14 protein-coding genes are annotated in these 18,333 nt (G+C 58.6%); 2 read left to right on the top strand and 12 right to left on the bottom strand.

Annotated elements, in window-relative coordinates:
* Positions 1 to 23 precede the first annotated feature (23 nt).
* Both mgrA and HRR99_RS06820 read right to left on the bottom strand, forming a co-directional pair.
* A complete protein-coding gene (gene mgrA / locus HRR99_RS06825; protein ID WP_233123220.1) occupies positions 24 to 1,058 on the bottom strand; it encodes an L-glyceraldehyde 3-phosphate reductase in 1,035 nt (344 codons plus the stop codon).
* A 93-nt stretch (positions 1,059 to 1,151) separates the two neighbouring features.
* Entirely contained in the window at positions 1,152 to 3,614 is a 2,463-nt protein-coding gene (locus HRR99_RS06820; protein WP_422387298.1) for a beta-mannosidase, read from the bottom strand.
* A gap of 443 nt (positions 3,615 to 4,057) precedes the next feature.
* Between HRR99_RS06820 and HRR99_RS06815 the strand changes: the two genes are divergently transcribed.
* On the top strand, positions 4,058 to 5,119 hold the full coding sequence (locus HRR99_RS06815; RefSeq protein WP_233123218.1) for a LacI family transcriptional regulator: 1,062 nt from the start codon (positions 4,058 to 4,060) through the stop codon (positions 5,117 to 5,119).
* Between the two features lie 32 nt (positions 5,120 to 5,151).
* Here HRR99_RS06815 and gndA read toward each other — a convergent pair whose 3' ends face one another.
* From gndA to ccoG, 5 genes are all read right to left on the bottom strand, one after another.
* On the bottom strand, positions 5,152 to 6,588 hold the full coding sequence (gene gndA / locus HRR99_RS06810) for an NADP-dependent phosphogluconate dehydrogenase (protein ID WP_233123217.1): 1,437 nt from the start codon (positions 6,586 to 6,588) through the stop codon (positions 5,152 to 5,154).
* Between the two features lie 134 nt (positions 6,589 to 6,722).
* Positions 6,723 to 6,878: a cbb3-type cytochrome oxidase assembly protein CcoS gene (gene ccoS, locus HRR99_RS06805; protein WP_112499988.1), complete on the bottom strand. Its 156-nt coding sequence runs from the start codon at positions 6,876 to 6,878 to the stop codon at positions 6,723 to 6,725.
* Positions 6,875 to 9,157: a cation-translocating P-type ATPase gene (locus tag HRR99_RS06800; RefSeq protein WP_233123216.1), complete on the bottom strand. Its 2,283-nt coding sequence runs from the start codon at positions 9,155 to 9,157 to the stop codon at positions 6,875 to 6,877. The genes ccoS and HRR99_RS06800 overlap by 4 nt, the downstream gene beginning before the upstream one ends.
* Positions 9,154 to 9,654 carry a FixH family protein gene (locus tag HRR99_RS06795; RefSeq protein WP_233123215.1) on the bottom strand — a complete coding sequence of 167 codons (501 nt, stop codon included), beginning with the start codon at positions 9,652 to 9,654 and terminating at the stop codon, positions 9,154 to 9,156. The genes HRR99_RS06800 and HRR99_RS06795 overlap by 4 nt, the downstream gene beginning before the upstream one ends.
* A complete protein-coding gene (gene ccoG / locus HRR99_RS06790; protein WP_233123448.1) occupies positions 9,651 to 11,237 on the bottom strand; it encodes a cytochrome c oxidase accessory protein CcoG in 1,587 nt (528 codons plus the stop codon). Before ccoG ends, HRR99_RS06795 begins: the two co-directional genes overlap by 4 nt.
* A 120-nt stretch (positions 11,238 to 11,357) precedes the next feature.
* Between ccoG and HRR99_RS06785 the strand changes: the two genes are divergently transcribed.
* Positions 11,358 to 11,759, top strand: coding sequence for an SRPBCC family protein (locus HRR99_RS06785; RefSeq protein ID WP_233123214.1), 402 nt, complete (start codon positions 11,358 to 11,360; stop codon positions 11,757 to 11,759).
* 153 nt (positions 11,760 to 11,912) lie between these two features.
* Here HRR99_RS06785 and ccoP read toward each other — a convergent pair whose 3' ends face one another.
* The 5 genes from ccoP to HRR99_RS06760 form a co-directional block, all read right to left on the bottom strand.
* Positions 11,913 to 12,776: a cytochrome-c oxidase, cbb3-type subunit III gene (ccoP, locus tag HRR99_RS06780; protein WP_233123213.1), complete on the bottom strand. Its 864-nt coding sequence runs from the start codon at positions 12,774 to 12,776 to the stop codon at positions 11,913 to 11,915.
* 2 nt (positions 12,777 to 12,778) lie between these two features.
* The gene (locus HRR99_RS06775) at positions 12,779 to 12,931 is read right to left on the bottom strand and encodes a cbb3-type cytochrome c oxidase subunit 3 (RefSeq protein ID WP_111838372.1); all 153 of its coding nucleotides are present in this window, start codon (positions 12,929 to 12,931) and stop codon (positions 12,779 to 12,781) included.
* 11 nt (positions 12,932 to 12,942) lie between these two features.
* Complete coding sequence (gene ccoO / locus HRR99_RS06770) at positions 12,943 to 13,674, bottom strand: cytochrome-c oxidase, cbb3-type subunit II (RefSeq protein ID WP_233123212.1); 732 nt, start codon at positions 13,672 to 13,674, stop codon at positions 12,943 to 12,945.
* A 12-nt stretch (positions 13,675 to 13,686) separates the two neighbouring features.
* A complete protein-coding gene (gene ccoN, locus HRR99_RS06765; RefSeq protein WP_233123211.1) occupies positions 13,687 to 15,309 on the bottom strand; it encodes a cytochrome-c oxidase, cbb3-type subunit I in 1,623 nt (540 codons plus the stop codon).
* Positions 15,310 to 17,245: 1,936 nt separating this feature from the next.
* Positions 17,246 to 18,175 carry an IS110 family RNA-guided transposase gene (locus HRR99_RS06760; RefSeq protein WP_233122183.1) on the bottom strand — a complete coding sequence of 310 codons (930 nt, stop codon included), beginning with the start codon at positions 18,173 to 18,175 and terminating at the stop codon, positions 17,246 to 17,248.
* Between the last annotated feature and the right edge of the window lie 158 nt (positions 18,176 to 18,333).

The raw sequence follows: 18,333 nt of genomic DNA, 5'->3' as shown, positions 1-18,333 counted from the left end.
ATTGTGTCGGGGCGGCTTCTATTTCACTTCGCCCGTTCCGCGGATTTGGCCCAGAGGTTGATATCCGCGTCCTTTGCGAAACGATCGATTTCGGCCAGTTCTTCGGCGGTGAAATCGAGTTTATCCAGCGCCTTTACGCAATCTTCCACCTGTTCTGGGCGGCTGGCACCGATGAGCGCGGTGGTAATGCGGCCACCTCTCAACACCCAGGCAATGGCCATTTGCGCCAGGGTCTGTCCGCGGCGTTCGGCAATGGCGTTGAGCCCGCGAATGTTCTCGATGTTGCGTTCATTGAGGAAGGCGGGGTTCAGCGACTTGCCCTGGCTGGCGCGGCTGGCATCCGGCACGCCGCCAAGATATTTCGCTGTTAGCATGCCCTGCGCCAGCGGCGAGAAAACGATGGAGCCGATGCCGAGTTCTTCCAGCGTATCCACAAGACCGTCTTCTTCGATCCAGCGATTGATCATCGAGTAGCTGGGCTGATGAATGATGCAAGGCGTACCCAGCTCTTTCAGGATCGCCGCAGCCTCACGCGTACGCTGGGAATTGTAGGAGGAAATCCCGACATAAAGTGCCCTGCCCGACCTTACGATGTGGTCAAGCGCGCCGCAGGTCTCTTCAAGCGGCGTATCTGGGTCGAAGCGGTGTGAATAGAAAATATCGACGTAATCCAGACCCATGCGCTTCAGGCTCTGGTCGCAAGAAGAAATCAGATACTTGCGGCTGCCCCATTCGCCGTATGGACCGGGCCACATGTTGTAACCAGCCTTGGAAGAGATCACCAACTCATCGCGATAGCCCGCGAAATCCGTTCTCAGGATTTCGCCGAATGCCGTTTCCGCGCTGCCGGGAGGCGGGCCGTAATTGTTGGCAAGATCGAAATGGGTGATGCCGAGATCGAATGCCTTGCGGCAAATCGCCTGCTTCGTTGCATGTGGCGTGTCATTGCCGAAATTGTGCCAGAGGCCCAGCGAAATCGCCGGAAGCTTCAGTCCCGTCTTGCCGCAGTGATTGTATTTCATGGACGCGTAACGGTTCTCAGCGGGTTGCCAAGCCATGGATATTCCTCCCTATGATGGATTTCAGCCTTCGTGAAAATGTGAAGGCTCTGGTTCTGTTGGTGGTGAAGCTAAAGACAAGTCGGCCCCGTTTCAACCTCGCGATTGAGACGAAAAGAGGTCGAAAATCCAGAAGTTCGGACGCGACGTCGTTGCCGTATACTTCGGTGAAAACACGATACGCCGCGTTTCTCCAGCCGCAAGGTCGAAGAGATTGTCGGAATACCTGCCCTCCATATCAGCTTCGATCATCACGAACAGCGCAAGGCCACTGGCGGTGACCTCGATTTCGAACTGTCCGTCGTCAAGCTTGCTGACCGAGAGGTCTAGGCCGGATGGCTGCAGATCCAGTGCCTTGTAGGTATCGAGCACATGGTGGCCCTCACCCGTCATGCCGTTGGACGCAATGAAATTCCACGACAGCAGCGCACCCGCAGGCAGTTGTCCAAGATCGACTTCCGCCATGGTAACCGCTGCGTCCGGCCCGCAGCTTCCGCTGGCCGATTTGAGTGGGGTGCGAACTCCATCGGTCGAGAGCGCGAAAATGTTCATATCGATGTCCACCGCCTCCGCCGTGTCGTTGACGGTGGAAAAGCTCACGGTCTTGCCGTCTTCGGACGGAATGGCCGAAACCGTAACAGGCTGGAAGAAACGGCGGGCCGCGTAATGCAGCGCTTTCCAGCTGCCGCCATAATCAAGGCTGGACCAGGATGCGACCGGCCATGTGTCGTTGAGCTGCCAATAGAGTGTGCCCATGCAGTGTGGTTTCAGCGAGCGCCAATATTCCACCGCCGTCTTGATGGCGAGTGCCTGCTGAACCTGGCTGATATAGACGAAGTTCGGGAAGTCCTTCGGAAACCGGAAATAGCGGAACATGGTGCCCGCGATACGCTCGTTGCCACCCGCATTCTTCTGATGCAGTTCGATCACCGGCGACGAGATATTCATGTCCTTTTCGTCGGCATAGGTGCCGATGACCGGCATTGAGGTGTAGGACTGGAAGCCGAATTCCGAGCAGAAGCGCGGCTTGACCGCACGGTAATTGTCGAAGGATTTGTTCTCGTGCCAGACGGACCAATAGTGCATGTCGCCTGAACCGTCCGAATGCCAGGCATCGCCGTAGTCCATATAACCGGATGCCGGGCTAGAGGGCCACCATAGCGCTGATGGTGCGGCCTTCTTCAGCGCTTTCTCGATTGTCCGGTTCAGCCGGTCATAGGCGACCAGATAACGGTCGCGATTGTCGCGGGATTGATCGAACCATGTGAGCGCACCGACAAGCTCATTGTCACCGCACCAAAGCGCGATGGACGGATGCGAGGACAGGCGCTTGACCTGATAGGTAACCTCATGCTCCACATTGTCCAGAAAGTCGTCGGTGCAGGGGTAGAGATTGCAGGCAAACATGAAGTCTTGCCACACCATGAGACCCATCCGGTCGCAGAGGTCGTAAAACCAGTCCTGCTCATAAAAGCCACCGCCCCAGACGCGGATCATGTTCATATTGGCTTCGACCGCAGAGGACAAAAGGTCCTCGGTCTTTTCGCGGCTGCTGAGCGAATGCAGTGCATCGGCGGGAATCCAGTTCGCGCCACGGCAGAAAATCTCGCGCCCGTTGATGCGGAATGCAAAGCGGCTCCCCGCCTCGTCCTTATCCGTCAGCAGTTCCACGGTTCGAAAACCGATCTGCCGCGTCACGGTTTCATCCGGTAGCTCGACAGTCAGCGTGTAAAGCGATTGCTCGCCGCTGCCCGCTGGCCACCACAGCTTCGGGTCTTCAACGAAGAAAACATGCCGGACCACAGTTTCTCCAGCACCGACGCCGCAGTCTAGCCGCAGCCGTTCTTCACCCAGCGAAAGATGGATGGGCAGGCTGGCGGCGGCTTTCGCATGGAGCGTCAGTTCCACATGCAGTTCCACCCCGCCATCGACGTGGTGCTGCGTGGTCGTGAGATGTTCGATCCGCGCCGTATCCAGACGCCGCAGCGCGATAGTGCCATAGAGCCCGAGCGGCGCCAGCGCGATGTTCCAGTCCCAGCCAAAGTGGCATTGCGGCTTGCGTAGCATATTGCCATGCGGGATGGGAGAGTTGCCGGGGTGGTAAGGCACGTAAAACGGCTGAGCGGCCTGCCGTTCGGCGCCCGCCTTGATGCTGGAATGGAAACGAATTCGAATGACGTTCTCGCCCTGCACTAGCGCGTTGGAGACATCAGGGCGATAGCGGCGGAAGCAATTGTCGGCGGAAAGTACAGGCGTATCGTTGACGAACACAACGGCGACCGTATCGAGATAATCGATGTCCAGATACCAGTCCGCATCGGCATGATCGACGTAAAAGCGGCGCTCTATCACCCAGTCGCGGTGCGCCACCCACTGCACGTCATTCTCGTTGCGCCCGAAATAGGGGTCGGGAATGATCTCCGCTCTTCGCAACGCCGTGTGCACATCGCCTGGAATTGTGATCGTGGTGGCATGCTCTCCGTCATCCGTCGCAAGTGTCCATTCCCCCGAGAGGTCGATTACAACGTCGCTTGCGTAGGAGGATGTCATGCTCATGCCCTGTCATTCGATTTGCAGCCAATGGAGAACAGTGAGATAGCGCTTCAAATGGGTGACCAACCGACACTCGGATGGCTTCCAAGAAACGACAGATATCCTCCTGATGGCAACGTTACCGGAAAATTTTCCGACCGTCACGGGTTGGCGGAAAGATTGTTTTGGCAGTGATAACTTTTGACGAAAAAAATATCATTATTCAAATATATCAGTTCATTATTCCAGTTTTTTAATTCGCGTTTCTAACGATTTTTGTATGATCGTTCTTCAAATTATCACGGATAAAAATCCGCATCTAACGCGCTCAGCGTCAAGAATACCCACTTCGAAACTACATCGTTGCAGTTTTTCTCACCTACATGTCGTCACCCATAGTCTCCATGCTTTGCAATCCTAGAAAAGCCAACTACCATATGAGCCAGCGATGTATGGTGAGTGTCGACATGAATAACAGCATAAAATCTGAAACGAGCGGACAGAAGCTTCCCGGCTACGAGCGCCCGACACTCAAGACGATTGCCTACATGACCGGGCTTGGTATCACCACCGTCTCGCGTGCTCTGAAAGATGCTCCCGATATCGGCGCAGAGACCAAGGAGCGGGTGCGTCAGGTTGCCCAGCAGATCGGCTATCAACCGAACCGCGCGGGCGTGCGTCTGCGGACTGGCAAGACCAACGTCATCGCTCTGGTTCTGAGTGTTGACGAAGAGCTGATGGGGTTCACCACACAACTGGTGTTCGGCATTACCGAAGTGCTTTCCAACACGCAGTACCATCTCGTGGTCACGCCACACACCCACGCCAAAGACCCGATGATTCCGATCCGGTACATTCTCGATACGGGGTCAGCCGATGGCGTGATCATTTCGAAGTTGCAGCCGGATGACCCGCGTGTTCGCTTCATGACGGAGCGCAACATGCCCTTCGCGACCCACGGGCGTACCGACATGGGCATCGAGCATCCCTATCATGACTTCGATAATGAGGCCTACGCCTATGAGGCAGTGAAGCGGCTGGCGCAGTGCGGGCGAAAGCGCATCGCCGTGCTTCTGCCACCGACACAGTTTTCGTATCATGATTTTGCCCGGCGTGGGATCGAGCGGGGCCTCAAAGATTTCGGGCTCAGTGAATTTCCGCTGCATGGCATCATCAGCAACGACACACCCCTAGACCAGATCAAGGAGGTCAGCCGGACGCTGATGAGCCAAGCGGATTATCCCGACGGGCTCGTTTCGATCAGCGGCACGTCCACCATCGCCTTCGTCGCGGGCGTCGAAGAAACCGGCAAGAAGGTCGGCACGGATATCGACGTCGTGTCCAAGCAGTCGGCAGACTTCCTGAACTGGCTGCGCCCGGAAATCCACACGGTGAACGAGGATATCAAGCTGGCGGGCCGTGAATTGGCCAAGGCGCTGCTGGCGCGTATCGATGGAAAATCGGTGGATGGGTTACAGACCCTCAGCCAACCGGTCTGGTCCAGCCGCGCTCCAAAATTCAGCGCATAGCAGAAGGCCCGCTTGACGCGGGCCTTCCTGTTTTACTTTCCGAAGATGTCGAGACCGCTGCCCCACGGGCCGTGCGGCTTGTCCACACCGTCGGTGCGCTCGAAACCATGTGCGCCGAAAAAGTCGCGCTGCGCCTGAATGAGATTGGCGCTGCCACGGGCACGGCGGTAGGCATCGAAATAACCGAGGGCAGACGCGAGCGCCGGAACCGGCAAGCCGGAGAGAACGGCATGCGAGACCACGCGACGAAGCGGAGCATCCGTGTCTTTCACCATCTGCGAAAAGGCTGGCGTCACGATCAGGTTGGCAACATGCGGGTCCTTGGTGAAGGCCGATGTGATTTCATCCAGGAACTGCGAACGGATGATGCAGCCTGCGCGCCAGATGCGGGCGATGGTCGGCATCGGCAGATCCCAGCCGAATTCCTTGGACGCAGCCGCCATCACGGCAAAGCCCTGCGCATAGGCGCCAATCTTTGCTGCCAGCAGTGCACTTTCCAGATCAGCGATGAATGCCTTTTTGTCAGCAGGCGCAGGCAGCGCCTTCGGCAGGCCGAGAATGGTTTCAGCCGATTCGCGCTCGGTCTTCTGCGACGACAGGATGCGGGCTGCAACAGCGGCTTCGATGGCCGTGGCGGCAACGCCCATGTTCTGCGCTTCAATGACCGACCACTTGCCTGTGCCCTTCTGGCCGGCCTTGTCAAGAATGAGATCGACCATCGGCTTGCCGGTGATCGGGTCTGCTGCGCGCAGAACCTTTTCGGTGATTTCGATGAGGTAGGAGTTCAGGCGACCCTTGTTCCACTCACCGAAGACATCGGCGATTTCGGCGGCGCTGAGGTTCAGGCCATCACGCAAAATGCCATAGATTTCGGCAATCATCTGCATGTCGGCATATTCGATGCCGTTATGGATGGTCTTGACGAAGTGGCCTGCGCCGTCATTGCCGAGCCACGCTACGCATGGATCACTGTCGTACTTGGCGGAGATGGATGTGAGAACCTTTTCGACGCGCTTCCAGCTTTCTTCCGTGCCGCCGACCATGATGGAAGGGCCGTGGCGCGCGCCTTCTTCACCACCGGATACACCCATGCCGATAAAGGTCAGGTCGGTATCCTCAAGGGTTTCGAAGCGGCGGATCGTATCGCGGAAATTCGCATTTCCGGCATCGATCATGATGTCGCCCTTTTCGAGGTAAGGCTTTAGAATTTCCATCTGCTGATCGACCGGCTCACCGGCCTTGATCATGATGATAATGGGGCGCGGCGGGCGGATGGCTGCGACGAACTCTTCGATGGTTTCGCAAGGAATGATCTGGCCCTGCAACTCGCCAGCATCTGCGTAAAATTTCTTCGTGACTTCCGGGGTTCGGTTGAAAACAGCAATCTTGTTGCCTTTTTCTGCGATGTTGAGCGCGAGGTTGGACCCCATTACGCCAAGACCGATCAAACCGATTTCTGCCTGTTCCACGGATGTATCTCCAAATTGCTTTTAACGGCGATGTTGTGGCACTCTAATGTGAAAACGGCAAGGCTAGCGCGAACTGAAACGATTATATTTTGATGACGCAAGTCAGCTTTTCAGACGGCGCCCCATAGCAAGGATCAAAGGCCGGGCCTGTCATCTCCATCATCCAGCGCCCGCCATGCGGCACCATCCATATCGTCATACTGGCCGCTCTTCAGCGACCACATGAAGGCGAAAAGGCCCAGAGCCCCCAGCAGAAGCGCGACCGGTATGAGGAAGATCAGCATGTTCATGCGAAGCTCATCTCCGGGGTTTTGCTTTCGACGTCATTCACGTCCGACTGATCCGCACCATTGAGCCGCAGGGCGTTGACGACCACGATGATCGACGATGTCGACATGGCGATGGCGGCAATCATCGGCGTGGCGTAGCCGGCAAGCGCAATCGGCACCGCGATGATGTTGTAACCGATTGCCAGCGCAAAATTCTGCCGGATCAACCGGCCTGCATTGCGCGACGTATCGACCGCAAAAGCGACCGAGCGCAGATCGGTGCGCATGAACACGAAGTCAGCCGCCTGCCTGCCGATGTCCGCCGCCGTGGCCGGTGCCATCGAGACATGCGCGGCGGCCAGCGCCGGTGCGTCGTTGATGCCATCCCCCACCATCAAAACCTTGCGCCCTTCCGCCGCCAGCGCCACGCAACGCGCTGCTTTTTCCGCAGGCGTCAACGCACCATTCCAGACGGCAATACCAATACGCTGCGCCAGCACGGCGACTGCGGTTGGTCGGTCGCCAGAGACGATCTCAGCGGAAAATCCTGCTTCCGACAACTGTGCAATCGTCGCTGCGGCACCCGGACGTATCGTGTCTTCGAACCGAAAACTCGCGAGCTCTCGACCGTCCAGCGACAGGACGACTTCAGAGGTGGAACGCAAATCGCTCGTCTGGTCCCGCGCATCACAGGCAAAACGTCTGTTGCCGAGGCGGTAGGTGCCGGAGGAAGACGTTGCCTCGATGCCCGAGCCGGGAATTTCCGTTACATCGGTAAAGACAGGCAATGGCGCGCGAACCGCGCGGTGCAGCGTCTGCGACAACGGATGGCGTGAGTTTGCAGCGATACCGGCGGCGATAGCCATCGTTTCAGGATCAATGTTCGATGCGTTCACCAGCCGTGGTTGACCCAGCGTCAAGGTACCTGTCTTGTCGAACAGCGCAGTGTCGGCCTCTGCCAACCTTTCCATGGCGGAACCATCCTTGACCATGATGCCGTGTTTGAACAGCCGACCGGCCGCAACCACTTGCACCACGGGCACGGCAATGCCCAGCGCGCAGGGGCAGGTAATAATCAGCACAGCAATGGCAATCAACATCGCCTGCTTCCAGTCTCCACCAAAGACACCCCAGGCCACGAAGGCTGTTAGGGCCAGAAGGTGGACCACTGGCGAATAGTATTGCGCGGCGCGGTCGGCAAGACGGCGATAACGCGCCCTGCCCCCTTCAGCCGCTTCCATCAGGCCGATAATTTCGGACAGGAAGGAGTCGCGAGACAGCGCCGTCGCTTCCATGATGAGCGGCCCGGTCAGATTGAGCGTTCCGGCCTGAATATCATCTCCCGCCCGCACCACGCGCGGTGCGCTTTCACCATTGGCAATGGATACGTCCAGATCGCTGTTCCCGCTGATAACGCGGCCATCCACGGGCACCCGGTCGCCAGCAGCAATCGCAATGCGGTCGCCCGGCACGATCTCGGCCACTGCCCGATATTCCCTGATGCCGTCATCCAGAAGAACGGTCGCACCACGGGGTGACAGTCGTGCCAGTCCGGCAATGGCAGACCGCGCCTTGTCGCGCATCACATGGTCCAGCGTGCGGCCGATCAATAGGAAAAACAGTAGCGATACCGTCGCATCGAACCAAGCATGTTCGCCGTTGTGAATCGTCTCCCAGATCGAGACACTGTAGGAAAGGGTAATGGCCAGCGCGATTGGGACATCCATGTTCGTACGGCGATGCCTCAGCGCATTATACGCCGATTGATAGAAGAAGCGGCCACCATAGATCAGCGCCGGTGCGGCAATCAGCGCCGAAAGCCAGTGGAACATGTCACGCGTGGAAGAATCCGCGCCAGACCAGACGGAAATCGACAGCAGCATGATGTTGACGGCGGCAAAGCCGGTCAGCCCGACAGCGCGGATCAGCTGATTGCGCATCTCGTCCGCCGTGTCCTGACCCGATCCGAACAGATGCGTCTCGTAACCTGTCGATGCCACCGCCTGCGCCAGATCGGCCGGATTGGTTTTGATACCATCGACCTCCTCTTTCCAGACAATGGAAATGCGTTTCGAGGACAGGTTAACGCGGGCGCGCTCCACCTGCGGCATGATGGTCAAAGCCGCCTCGAGGGTGACGATGCAGGCACCGCAATAGACGCCGGGCACGGCAAGATCGGTCTGCCGCAACCCCTGCCCCAAATCCCGGCTGGACAGCATCAGCTCTTCCGAGGACGGCAGGGCCTTTTTCAGCGCCGCCTGTTCAAGCGTAATCTCGGTTCCGGGCGCGCAGCAGCTCATCTCACGCCTCCCGCCACATCGATCCGGGTGCCCTCATGCACGATGATTTTTCCGTCCTTCAAAGCCGTGGCTTCGACAATCCAGTCACCAGCGGCCAGTTCGTGCTGGGCGCTGAACAGATTGATCGTCTGCTTCGCCAGCGGCAGCGTGAAGTCCTGATGCTCACCAACCGGGCGACGAAAATTAAGCGTGACGGTGTCGGTATCGATGGCTCCCCTCTGAGGGTGCGACACGTCGTAGGTCACCACATTTCCATCGATATGAAGCTTGCCGACAATGCCGCTGGCTGCGCGGGCCTTGGCCGCTTCCGCCTTGCCGTTAAACTGCTGGCTGGCGACGTAGGTGTTTTGCACCACCAGCCCGCTCCAGCTCGTCACCGCATTCCAGGCCATCGTCACATTCACCGAAATGATTGTGCCGAAGAACAGGAGCATGATGGTCAGCATGTGCCAGCCGGTGAAGGTGAAGCCCGGCTTTTCGCGGTGTTCAGCGCTCATTTCTTCGCTCCCGGCCCGTTGAAGATGGCCTTGTAGTGTGCGGTTTCGGAATATTGGTCATCGACCGCTGTGAATTGAAAATCTTCGGATGCTCGGTAAGCGGTGCCGTTCGGCATCGTGACGAACACCCGCAGGCTGGTGACTTCGTCTGGTTTCACATCAATGGTGAATGTGCGGGCGGGCGTGTCGGAGATGCCATTGATTTTCATGACCGCGTCTGGAAGCCCTTCAAGCGACAGTGTGATTTTGCGTGGCTGGGCGATCATGTTCAGCAGGCGAACGGTGTAGCCGTTGCGGATCGAGCCGTCCGATTCCATCACATATTGCGGGTTGCGATCATGCAGCACGTTGACCGACAGCCGCTCCCGCGTCGCCAGCGTCACGAGCATGACGACACCCACCAGGCACCAGACAGTGAGATAAAACACGGTGCGTGGGCGAAATATGATGCGCCAGTCGAAGTGCCTGACGGCATCCACGAAGCGTCCGTCCGGTTTGCGGACATTCGATGGACGTATCGCGTACGCGCCGTCACCCGTCGCCAGCGCCATGTTCGATTCGTATTCGGCAAGCGTCGCATAGGCGATAAGGCCGCGTGGCTTCGACAGCTTGTCCATCACGCCATCGCAGGCATCGATGCACAGCGCGCAGGTAATGCACTCCATCTGCTGCCCGTCTCTGATATCAATCCCCATGGGACAGACAGCGACGCAGGCACTGCAATCCACGCAATCACCAACGGGTTCACCGGCGGCCATGGCCTTCTTGGCGTGGCGCGAACGTGGTTCTCCACGCCAGTCATTATAGGTCACGACAAGCGAATGTTCATCCAGCATCGCACCCTGAATGCGCGGCCATGGGCACATATAGGTGCAGACCTGCTCGCGCATCAGCCCGCCGAGAATATAGGTCGTCGCCGTCAGGGTCGCCACGGTGTAATAGGCGATCATCGCGGCATCGCCGGTCAGAAACTGCATGGCCAGCGTCGGGGCATCGGCAAAGTAGAAGATCCACGCGCCGCCGGTGAGAACCCCGATGATGAGCCAGATTGCGTGCTTGACCACGCGCTTGCGAATTTTCGTCAATGTCCACGGACCGGCATCCAGCTTCATCCGGGCGTTTCTATCGCCTTCGATAAAGCGCTCGACGACGAGAAACAGATCGACCCACACTGTCTGCGGACAGGTATATCCGCACCATGCGCGCCCGACGGCGGAGGTCAGCAGGAACAAACCAAAGCCCGCCATGACCAGCAGCCCTGCAACGTAGAAGAATTCCTGCGGCCATATCTCGATGAAGAAGAAGTAGAAACGGCGGCTGGCGATATCGATCAGAACCGCCTGATCCGGCGCGTAGAGTCCACGATCCCACCTGATCCATGGCGTCAAGTAATAGATGCCGAGCGTGATGAGCATGACGATCCATTTGAACTGTCGAAACCGGCCCTCTGCACGTTTGGGAAAGATCTTCCTGCGCGCTTCATAAAGTGGCTGTCGGACCTTTGCGGAATTGACAGGCTCGGCATTCAGTCTTTGAACCGCATCCGCGCCATCGCCATTTTTATCCGCCGTGTATATGTTCATGGTCATGCATGTCCGGTTTCTTCCTTTGCGTTTTGGCACTTCGCCGGGCAATCATCCTTGACTTAGGTCAAGTGAGGACAAAGTGGCGCAGCCGGAAACGCGTGTTGCAAGGAGGCAAAAATGACAGTCATGACCGCACGCATCGTCCACATCTCGATCAGACGTCCGTGGCGAGAGGTCTACGCCTACGCGTCTGATGCGTCGCGAATGCCTGAATGGGCAGCCGGGCTGGCCAGCGGGCTCAAGCAGGGCGGCGATGTATGGATTGCATCTGGCCCGCTTGGTGACGTCAAAGTGAAATTCACTACACCGAACGACCTCGGCGTGATCGACCATATCGTCACCATGCCAGACGGGCTGGAGGTTCATAATGCGCTGCGCGTTACGCCCAATGGCGATGGCGCGGAGGTGGCATTCACGGTGCTGAAGCTAGCTGGCATGAGCGATGCCGAATTTGAGCGCGATGCCGCAGCGGTACTTGCGGATTTGAAGACGTTGAAGGAGATTTTGGAGGGTAAGTGAGTCAGGCTTAGACCTCACCGTCGTCATCCTCGGGCTTGTCCCGAGGATCCAATCACGTCTCCAAAATTGTTACGTAGCAGATGCTCGGGACACGCCCGAGCATGACGTCGGGGGAACATCGGAGCGGCGCTTTTAACTTGGTAACGCCTCCCCCTATTCCCCACCACCCAACGAGTGCACAAACAGCGTCAGCTGCTTGACCGTCGTATCGCCAAGGCGCTCTCCCCAGGCGGGCATCACACCATGCTTGGGTGCACGTATCTGGGCGATAATCCCATCCTCACCGTGTGATTTGAGCCAGATGGCGTCGGCAAGGTTCGGGGCGCCCATATCGCGGTTCCCCTTGGCATCGTCACCATGGCAGGAGGCGCAATTGTCAGCAAAGAGCTGCGCGCCTGGCTGTACCATGGACGCATCGCGCGGGGTTCCCGTCAGGCTGACGACATAGGCGGCGACTTCACGAATTTCCTCTGGTTTCAGCATTTCACCAAAGGCTGGCATTTCCGAGATGCGTGTGTCGGCATCTTCCGCAAAACGAATACCGTGGGTAATCGTGGTATGGATGTCGTTGACATTACCGCCCCACAGCCAATCGTCGTCGTTTAGGTTTGGATAGCCGTTACCGCCTTCCGCGCCTGAACCGTGGCACTGGATGCAGTTGATCTTGAAGGCTGCTGCACCACCGGCGACAGCGAACTGCATGAGTTCGCCGTCCTTTTGAATGTCCTCCAGCGAAGACGAGGCGATCTTCTCCAGGTAAACAGTCTGCGCCGATTTCGCATCGGCAGTTTCAGCCACGAAATCAGCACGGCTGTGCCAGCCAATAAGGCCTTTCGTGGAACCGCTGATCAACGGCCATGCGGGATAGGCGATGGTATAGCCGATGGCCCAGACGATAGTGGCGTAGAATGTCCACACCCACCAGCGCGGCATGGGGTTGTTCAACTCGCGGATGCCATCCCACTCGTGACCGGTGGTCTCGACGCCGCTGATATCGTCAATGTGTTTATCGGACATGATCAGTCCTCCCTGAGCGGAATGCTGGCGGCATCGTCGGCTGATGTCTTGGAGCCGGGTCGCAGCGTGAAGACGACGACACCTGCGAAAAACAGGGTCATGACAAGCAGGCCCCAGCTATCGGCGAAGTGGCGCATGGCGGTGTAGGTTTCCATGGCGTTTCTCCTCAGCGATAACCGGCGGCATCGTCATAGGTCGAGAAATCGACCAGCGTGCCGAGCATTTGCAGATAGGCGACCAGCGCATCCATTTCGGTGACCTTGGTCGGGTCGCCATCGAAATCACCAATCTTGGCCTTCGGGTAACGAGCCTCCAGCGCTGTCGTATCCGCGTTGGGATCGGCCTGCGCTTTCAAATCGGCTGCCGCGTTTTCGATCATCTCGTCGCTATAGGGCACACCAACGGCGCGGTTGGCCTTCAGCTCCATGGACGCATCGGGAACCTTGAGCGGTGTCGTCTTGAGGAAGGCGTAACTCGGCATCACGGATTCCGGCACCACGGCCCTTGGTTCGCTCAGGTGCTGAACGTGCCACTCGTTGGAGTAGCGACCACCAACGCGGGCCAGATCCGGTCCCGTGCGTTTGGAGCCCCACTGGAACGGATGGTCGTACATGCTTTCCGCTGCAAGGCTGTAATGGCCGTAACGCTCGACCTCATCACGGAAAGGCCGGATCATCTGGCTGTGACAGACGTAACAGCCTTCGCGGATATAGATGTTACGACCGGCCAACTCCAGCGGCGCGTATGGGCGCATGCCCTCGACTTTCTCGATGGTGTTTTCGAGGTAGAACAGCGGCGCGATCTCGACGATGCCGCCGATGGCGACGACGACGAGAGAACCAACGAGAAGCAAGGTGGCGTTTCGTTCGATGACGCCATGTTTGTCAAGAATGGACATGGTTGGTTCTCCTTATTCCGCTGGCTGCAGCTTAGGCGTAGCGCTCTTGAAGCCCGCCTCGTCGCGCTGGTAGCCGAGAATTGTCATGGTGACGTTGTAGGCCATGATCAGCGCGCCCCCGAGGAACAGCGCCCCGCCCAGCGCACGCAGCACGTAGTATGGGAAGAGTGCGGCGACCGTTTCGGCAAACGAGTAGACCAGGAAGCCCTGCGCATCATATTCGCGCCACATCAGACCCTGCTGGATACCTGCCACCCACATGACGGCGGCGTAGACGACGATACCGAGCGTGGCGAGCCAGAAGTGCCAGTTGACCATGCGCAAGCTATAGAGTCGCTCACGTCCCCAGAGCTTCGGCGTCAGGTAATAGATCGCACCGAAGGTGATCATGCCGTTCCAGCCGAGAGCGCCGGAATGCACGTGACCGATGGTCCAGTCGGTATAGTGGCTGAGCGAATTGACGGCCTTGATGGACATCATCGGCCCCTCGAAGGTCGCCATGCCATAGAAGGCAACCGCCATGACCATCATGCGCACGATCGGATCGGTACGGATCTTGTCCCAGGCGCCCGACAGCGTCATAAGGCCATTGATCATGCCACCCCACGACGGCATCCACAGCATGATGGAAAATACCATGCCCAGCGTCTGCGCCCAGTCGGGCAGCGCGGTGTAATGCAGGTGGTGAGGACCTGCCCAGATATACATGAAGATCAGCGCCCAGAAGTGGATGATCGACAGCCGGTAGGAATAAACAGGGCGGTTCACCTGCTTGGGGATGAAGTAGTACATCATGCCCAGGAAGCCAGCCGTCAGGAAGAAGCCGACGGCGTTGTGGCCATACCACCACTGCGTCAGCGCATCCTGCACGCCGGAGAAGGCCGAGTAGCTTTTCACGCCGAGAAACGAGACGGGCACGGCCAGATTGTTGACCACATGCAGCATGGCAATGGTGACGATGAAGCCGAGGTAGAACCAGTTCGCCACGTAGATGTGCGGCTCCTTGCGCTTCAGGATCGTGCCAAGGAAGGTGACGAGATAGGCGACCCAGACGATGGTGAGCCAGATATCGACATACCATTCCGGCTCCGCATATTCCTTGCTCTGGGTGATGCCCAGCAGATACCCGGTGGCGGCCATGACGATGAACAGATTGTAGCCCCAGAACACGAACCAGCCGAGATCACCGCCGAACAGCCGCGCGCGCGATGTCCGCTGAACGACATAGAAAGACGTCGCTATCAGCGCATTGCCGCCAAAGGCGAAAATGACTGCGGATGTGTGCAGTGGGCGAACACGACCGAAGTTGAACCATGGCTCGATATTCAAATCCGGAAAGGCCAGTTGCAGGGCGATGGTGACGCCCACCAGAAACCCGACGACGCCCCAGAACACCGTGGCAATCACACCGTATCGTATGACTTCGTCGAAATATTCGGATTCGCGCTGCTCTCTCGAGATCGGCTTCACCGGCGCAAAGGACGCGCGGCGCAACATCAGCGCGGTGCCGGTTACGAGCAGGAAAAACAATATCCACATATGGGCAGCAAAAAGATCATCGTGAGCGAAGGCCGCCCCGAGCAGCGCGAGGAAAGCCCCCACGGCCACCATCGCAGTTCCTAAAACAGAGTTCATTGTTGGTTTCCCCCAACGTCATCGCAGTTACGACGCGCGGCATGGGCCAGCAGAAAGTGGCAAACGTGCTTTCGCGTCGTCTGCTGCTTTGCCACTGAGATGGGCAAGTGGCCTTGATTTGGATCAAGTCGGGGAGTTGGGGATGGAGTTTACGTGATGGGAGGGTGGGCGGCGTAATCGAGCTTTGTATTTTAGGGGGCACCACGGCGTATTTTAGGGGGCACCACGGCCTCCTCCCTTGCTCAGTGCAGCCGGTCACCTCACCCACCAACCTCATGCTGAGGTGGGAGCGAAGCGACCCTCGAAGCATCCGCCGCGTACTCCTGCCCCAAGCCCGCACCCCCCGTCCTTCGAGGCCCCTGCGGGGCACCTCAGGATGAGGGTTGCTGCGTTGCGGCCCTTTGCGTGGCACCTCCTTCGGCTCTCATGGTGGTGAGGGTTGCTGCGTTGCGGCTTGCATCATCGCCAAGCATTCCTCGTACCTGCTCGCATTCCGCGTTTGTCCGGTATTGGAGAGGGCAACCTCACCCTCCGCCCTCATGCTGAGGTGCTTTGGCCGAAGGGCAAGGCCTCGAAGCATCCGCCGCGCACTCTGCCCCAAGCCCGCAACCCTCGTCCTTCGAGGCCCCTGTGGGGCACCTCAGGATGAGGGTTGCTCTGTTGTGCCCTTTGCGTGGCAACTTCTTTGGCAATCTCACAATGGTGAGGGTTGCTGCGTTGCACCCAGCCACACCCTCCAAATCCCATCGCTATCAAAAACCCTGGCCACCCCTCACGCAAGCTTCGCCGTTCACGCGGCAGCACCTGCCCGTGGCTTGACCTTCTCTCAGTGTCCATAACCATTCGCGGCCATGGGTATTTCGGACGGGGCGCTGTAAGTTGCCTCGTTGGGTAGTCTATAAAATGGCACCTCGCAGCGCCCCGTTCGGCTCTTTTGGCCGAACAGCGATCCTCTTGCCATGGCTGGCATATCCCGGAGGGCAAGGGGTCCTCGCCGTTGGAACGGTCGGACAAATCAAGGTCCGGCCTTACCCACCCGGGTGACGGCGGCTTCGTTGCCGAAGCTGTCGCCTGCCAGTTCGGCCACATCTGCCTTCGAGGATGGGAGGCTTCATTCTGACGAAGCGCCCGCAGCCATCGATCCGTTCTCCGCAAGGTGGCCACTGGGCACATTCGCCGATGGTAACCTTGCGGTCCGTCCGCGCTGTTTCGCAACAGTGCGGGGCAGATGCAGCGTGTTCCTGTGTACCGCCTGACTTTCGCTTCAAGCCCCTGCGGTCGCGTTCGACCCGGTGCCGATGAGCTGTCGGTACGCCCGGTGGCTGGCAAACCGGACCGCCATGACCCGCCACAAAACCCGAAACGGTGTTTTGGGGCGCAGACATGCCAGGCCGGTCCGGACATTGGAAAGGCTGCGACAGCCGGTCCGAAACCGCCGCCACCTTTCTCCCGTCCCACCGGGGAGATCGCTGCTCGACCCCGATGACAAAGAGGATGCGTAACCTCCTTGCCACCAGCGCCGGTCCCGCCTCGCCGCAACGCCTTGCGGTGTATCCGAGGGCGGAACGGGGAGATTGTGCGGGTGATTCGCGCGTCATTGAGAAAGTTGCGGGGGGAATTTTGGTGTTTTTTGTTGGATTTCTTTTAAGCTGTTGATTCGGCTGGGAAGTATTTTTGTCTTTGATGTTTTGGGGAGTGTATCGTGAGGTCGGAGGGTGGGGTTTACCCCCCTCTGCCCTGCCGGGCATCTCCCCCTCAGGTGGGGAGATCGGCTGGGCGCGGGCTTGCCGGTCATCTTGAGCGTTGCATAGGGCAGCTACGTGTATTGCCAGCGCCAAATCTCAGGCGGCTGCAATTGGAGCGGTGATCGTGCCTCTTGCCGATCTCCCCCCTTGAGGGGGAGATGTCCGGCAGGACAGAGCGACTGTCTTGGCAGTCAAGCGTTTTGCCATGGTTTATTCTCCCGGATGATGGCGTTGAGGATGGTGAGTAGCTTGCGCATGGTGGCCACGATGGCGACGATCTTGGGCTTGCCGGATGCCACGAGACGATCGCGGAATTCCTTGAGCAACGGGTTGTGGCGAGATGCGACCAGTGCTGCCATGAACAGCACCGCCCGCACCTTGGAGCGCCCGCCACCGATGAAGCTCTTGCCTTTCCACTTGCCCGATTGCCGCGTCCATGGTGCCAGTCCCGCAAGGGATGCGATCTGTCGGCGGTTGAGGCTGCCAAGTTCCGGCATTTCGGCCAGAAGCGTGCGTGCCGTGGCCCGCCCGACACCTGGAACCGAGGTCAGCAGTGCTTCGCGCACACGCCACAAGGGGGACTTGCGGATATGCTCATCCATATCCGTGTCAATGCTGTCCTTCTCGCGGTTGAGCGCAGCCAACAACCGTTTGATGCTTTTGTGGGTGGTCTTGTCCAACGCCATCCGCAACCGGTTCTCTTCGGCCACGATCATCTGAACGATCTGCCGTCTGCGATCGACAAGGGCCGATAACGCCTGGGTTTGCGCATCGGGCAGCGACCGGATCTGCGGTTTCGTCGCCACGACGAAAGCGGCAATCAGGGCTGCATCGATCGCATCGGTCTTGGCACGCCGACCGATGGCGTTGGCATAGGCCCGGACCTGCGCCGGGTTGACGACGATCACGCAGATGTCGCACGCCGCAAGCTTTGCCACCGCCAGCGTTTCGAAGCCGCCCGTCGCCTCCACGGCCACGAGATCAACCTTTTCCGCCTTGAGGCGCTTCACCAGCTCTTCGATGCCGTCATGGTCGTTCCCGACGAAAAAGCTTGTACCTGAGGGTGAAACCGCAACGTCGAGGCTATCCTTGGAGACATCTATACCAACGATTATATCCATCTTATCCCATCCTTGCCTAAGCGGGCTTTGCGTGCGCAAGCGGCCCTGGCGACTGTTCGGGTTCGATGGAACGGCGGATGCACGACCGGGCTCTGCCACGGGCTTAGTGTCCCTAAGGGGCTTCGGTCTCACATCCGCCACCGCACCGGGCAGTACAC

Origin of the sequence: Agrobacterium vaccinii (genome assembly GCF_021310995.1) — a bacterium.
Classification (GTDB): domain Bacteria; phylum Pseudomonadota; class Alphaproteobacteria; order Rhizobiales; family Rhizobiaceae; genus Agrobacterium; species Agrobacterium vaccinii.
This window is presented reverse-complemented; position numbering and strand designations above follow the sequence as displayed.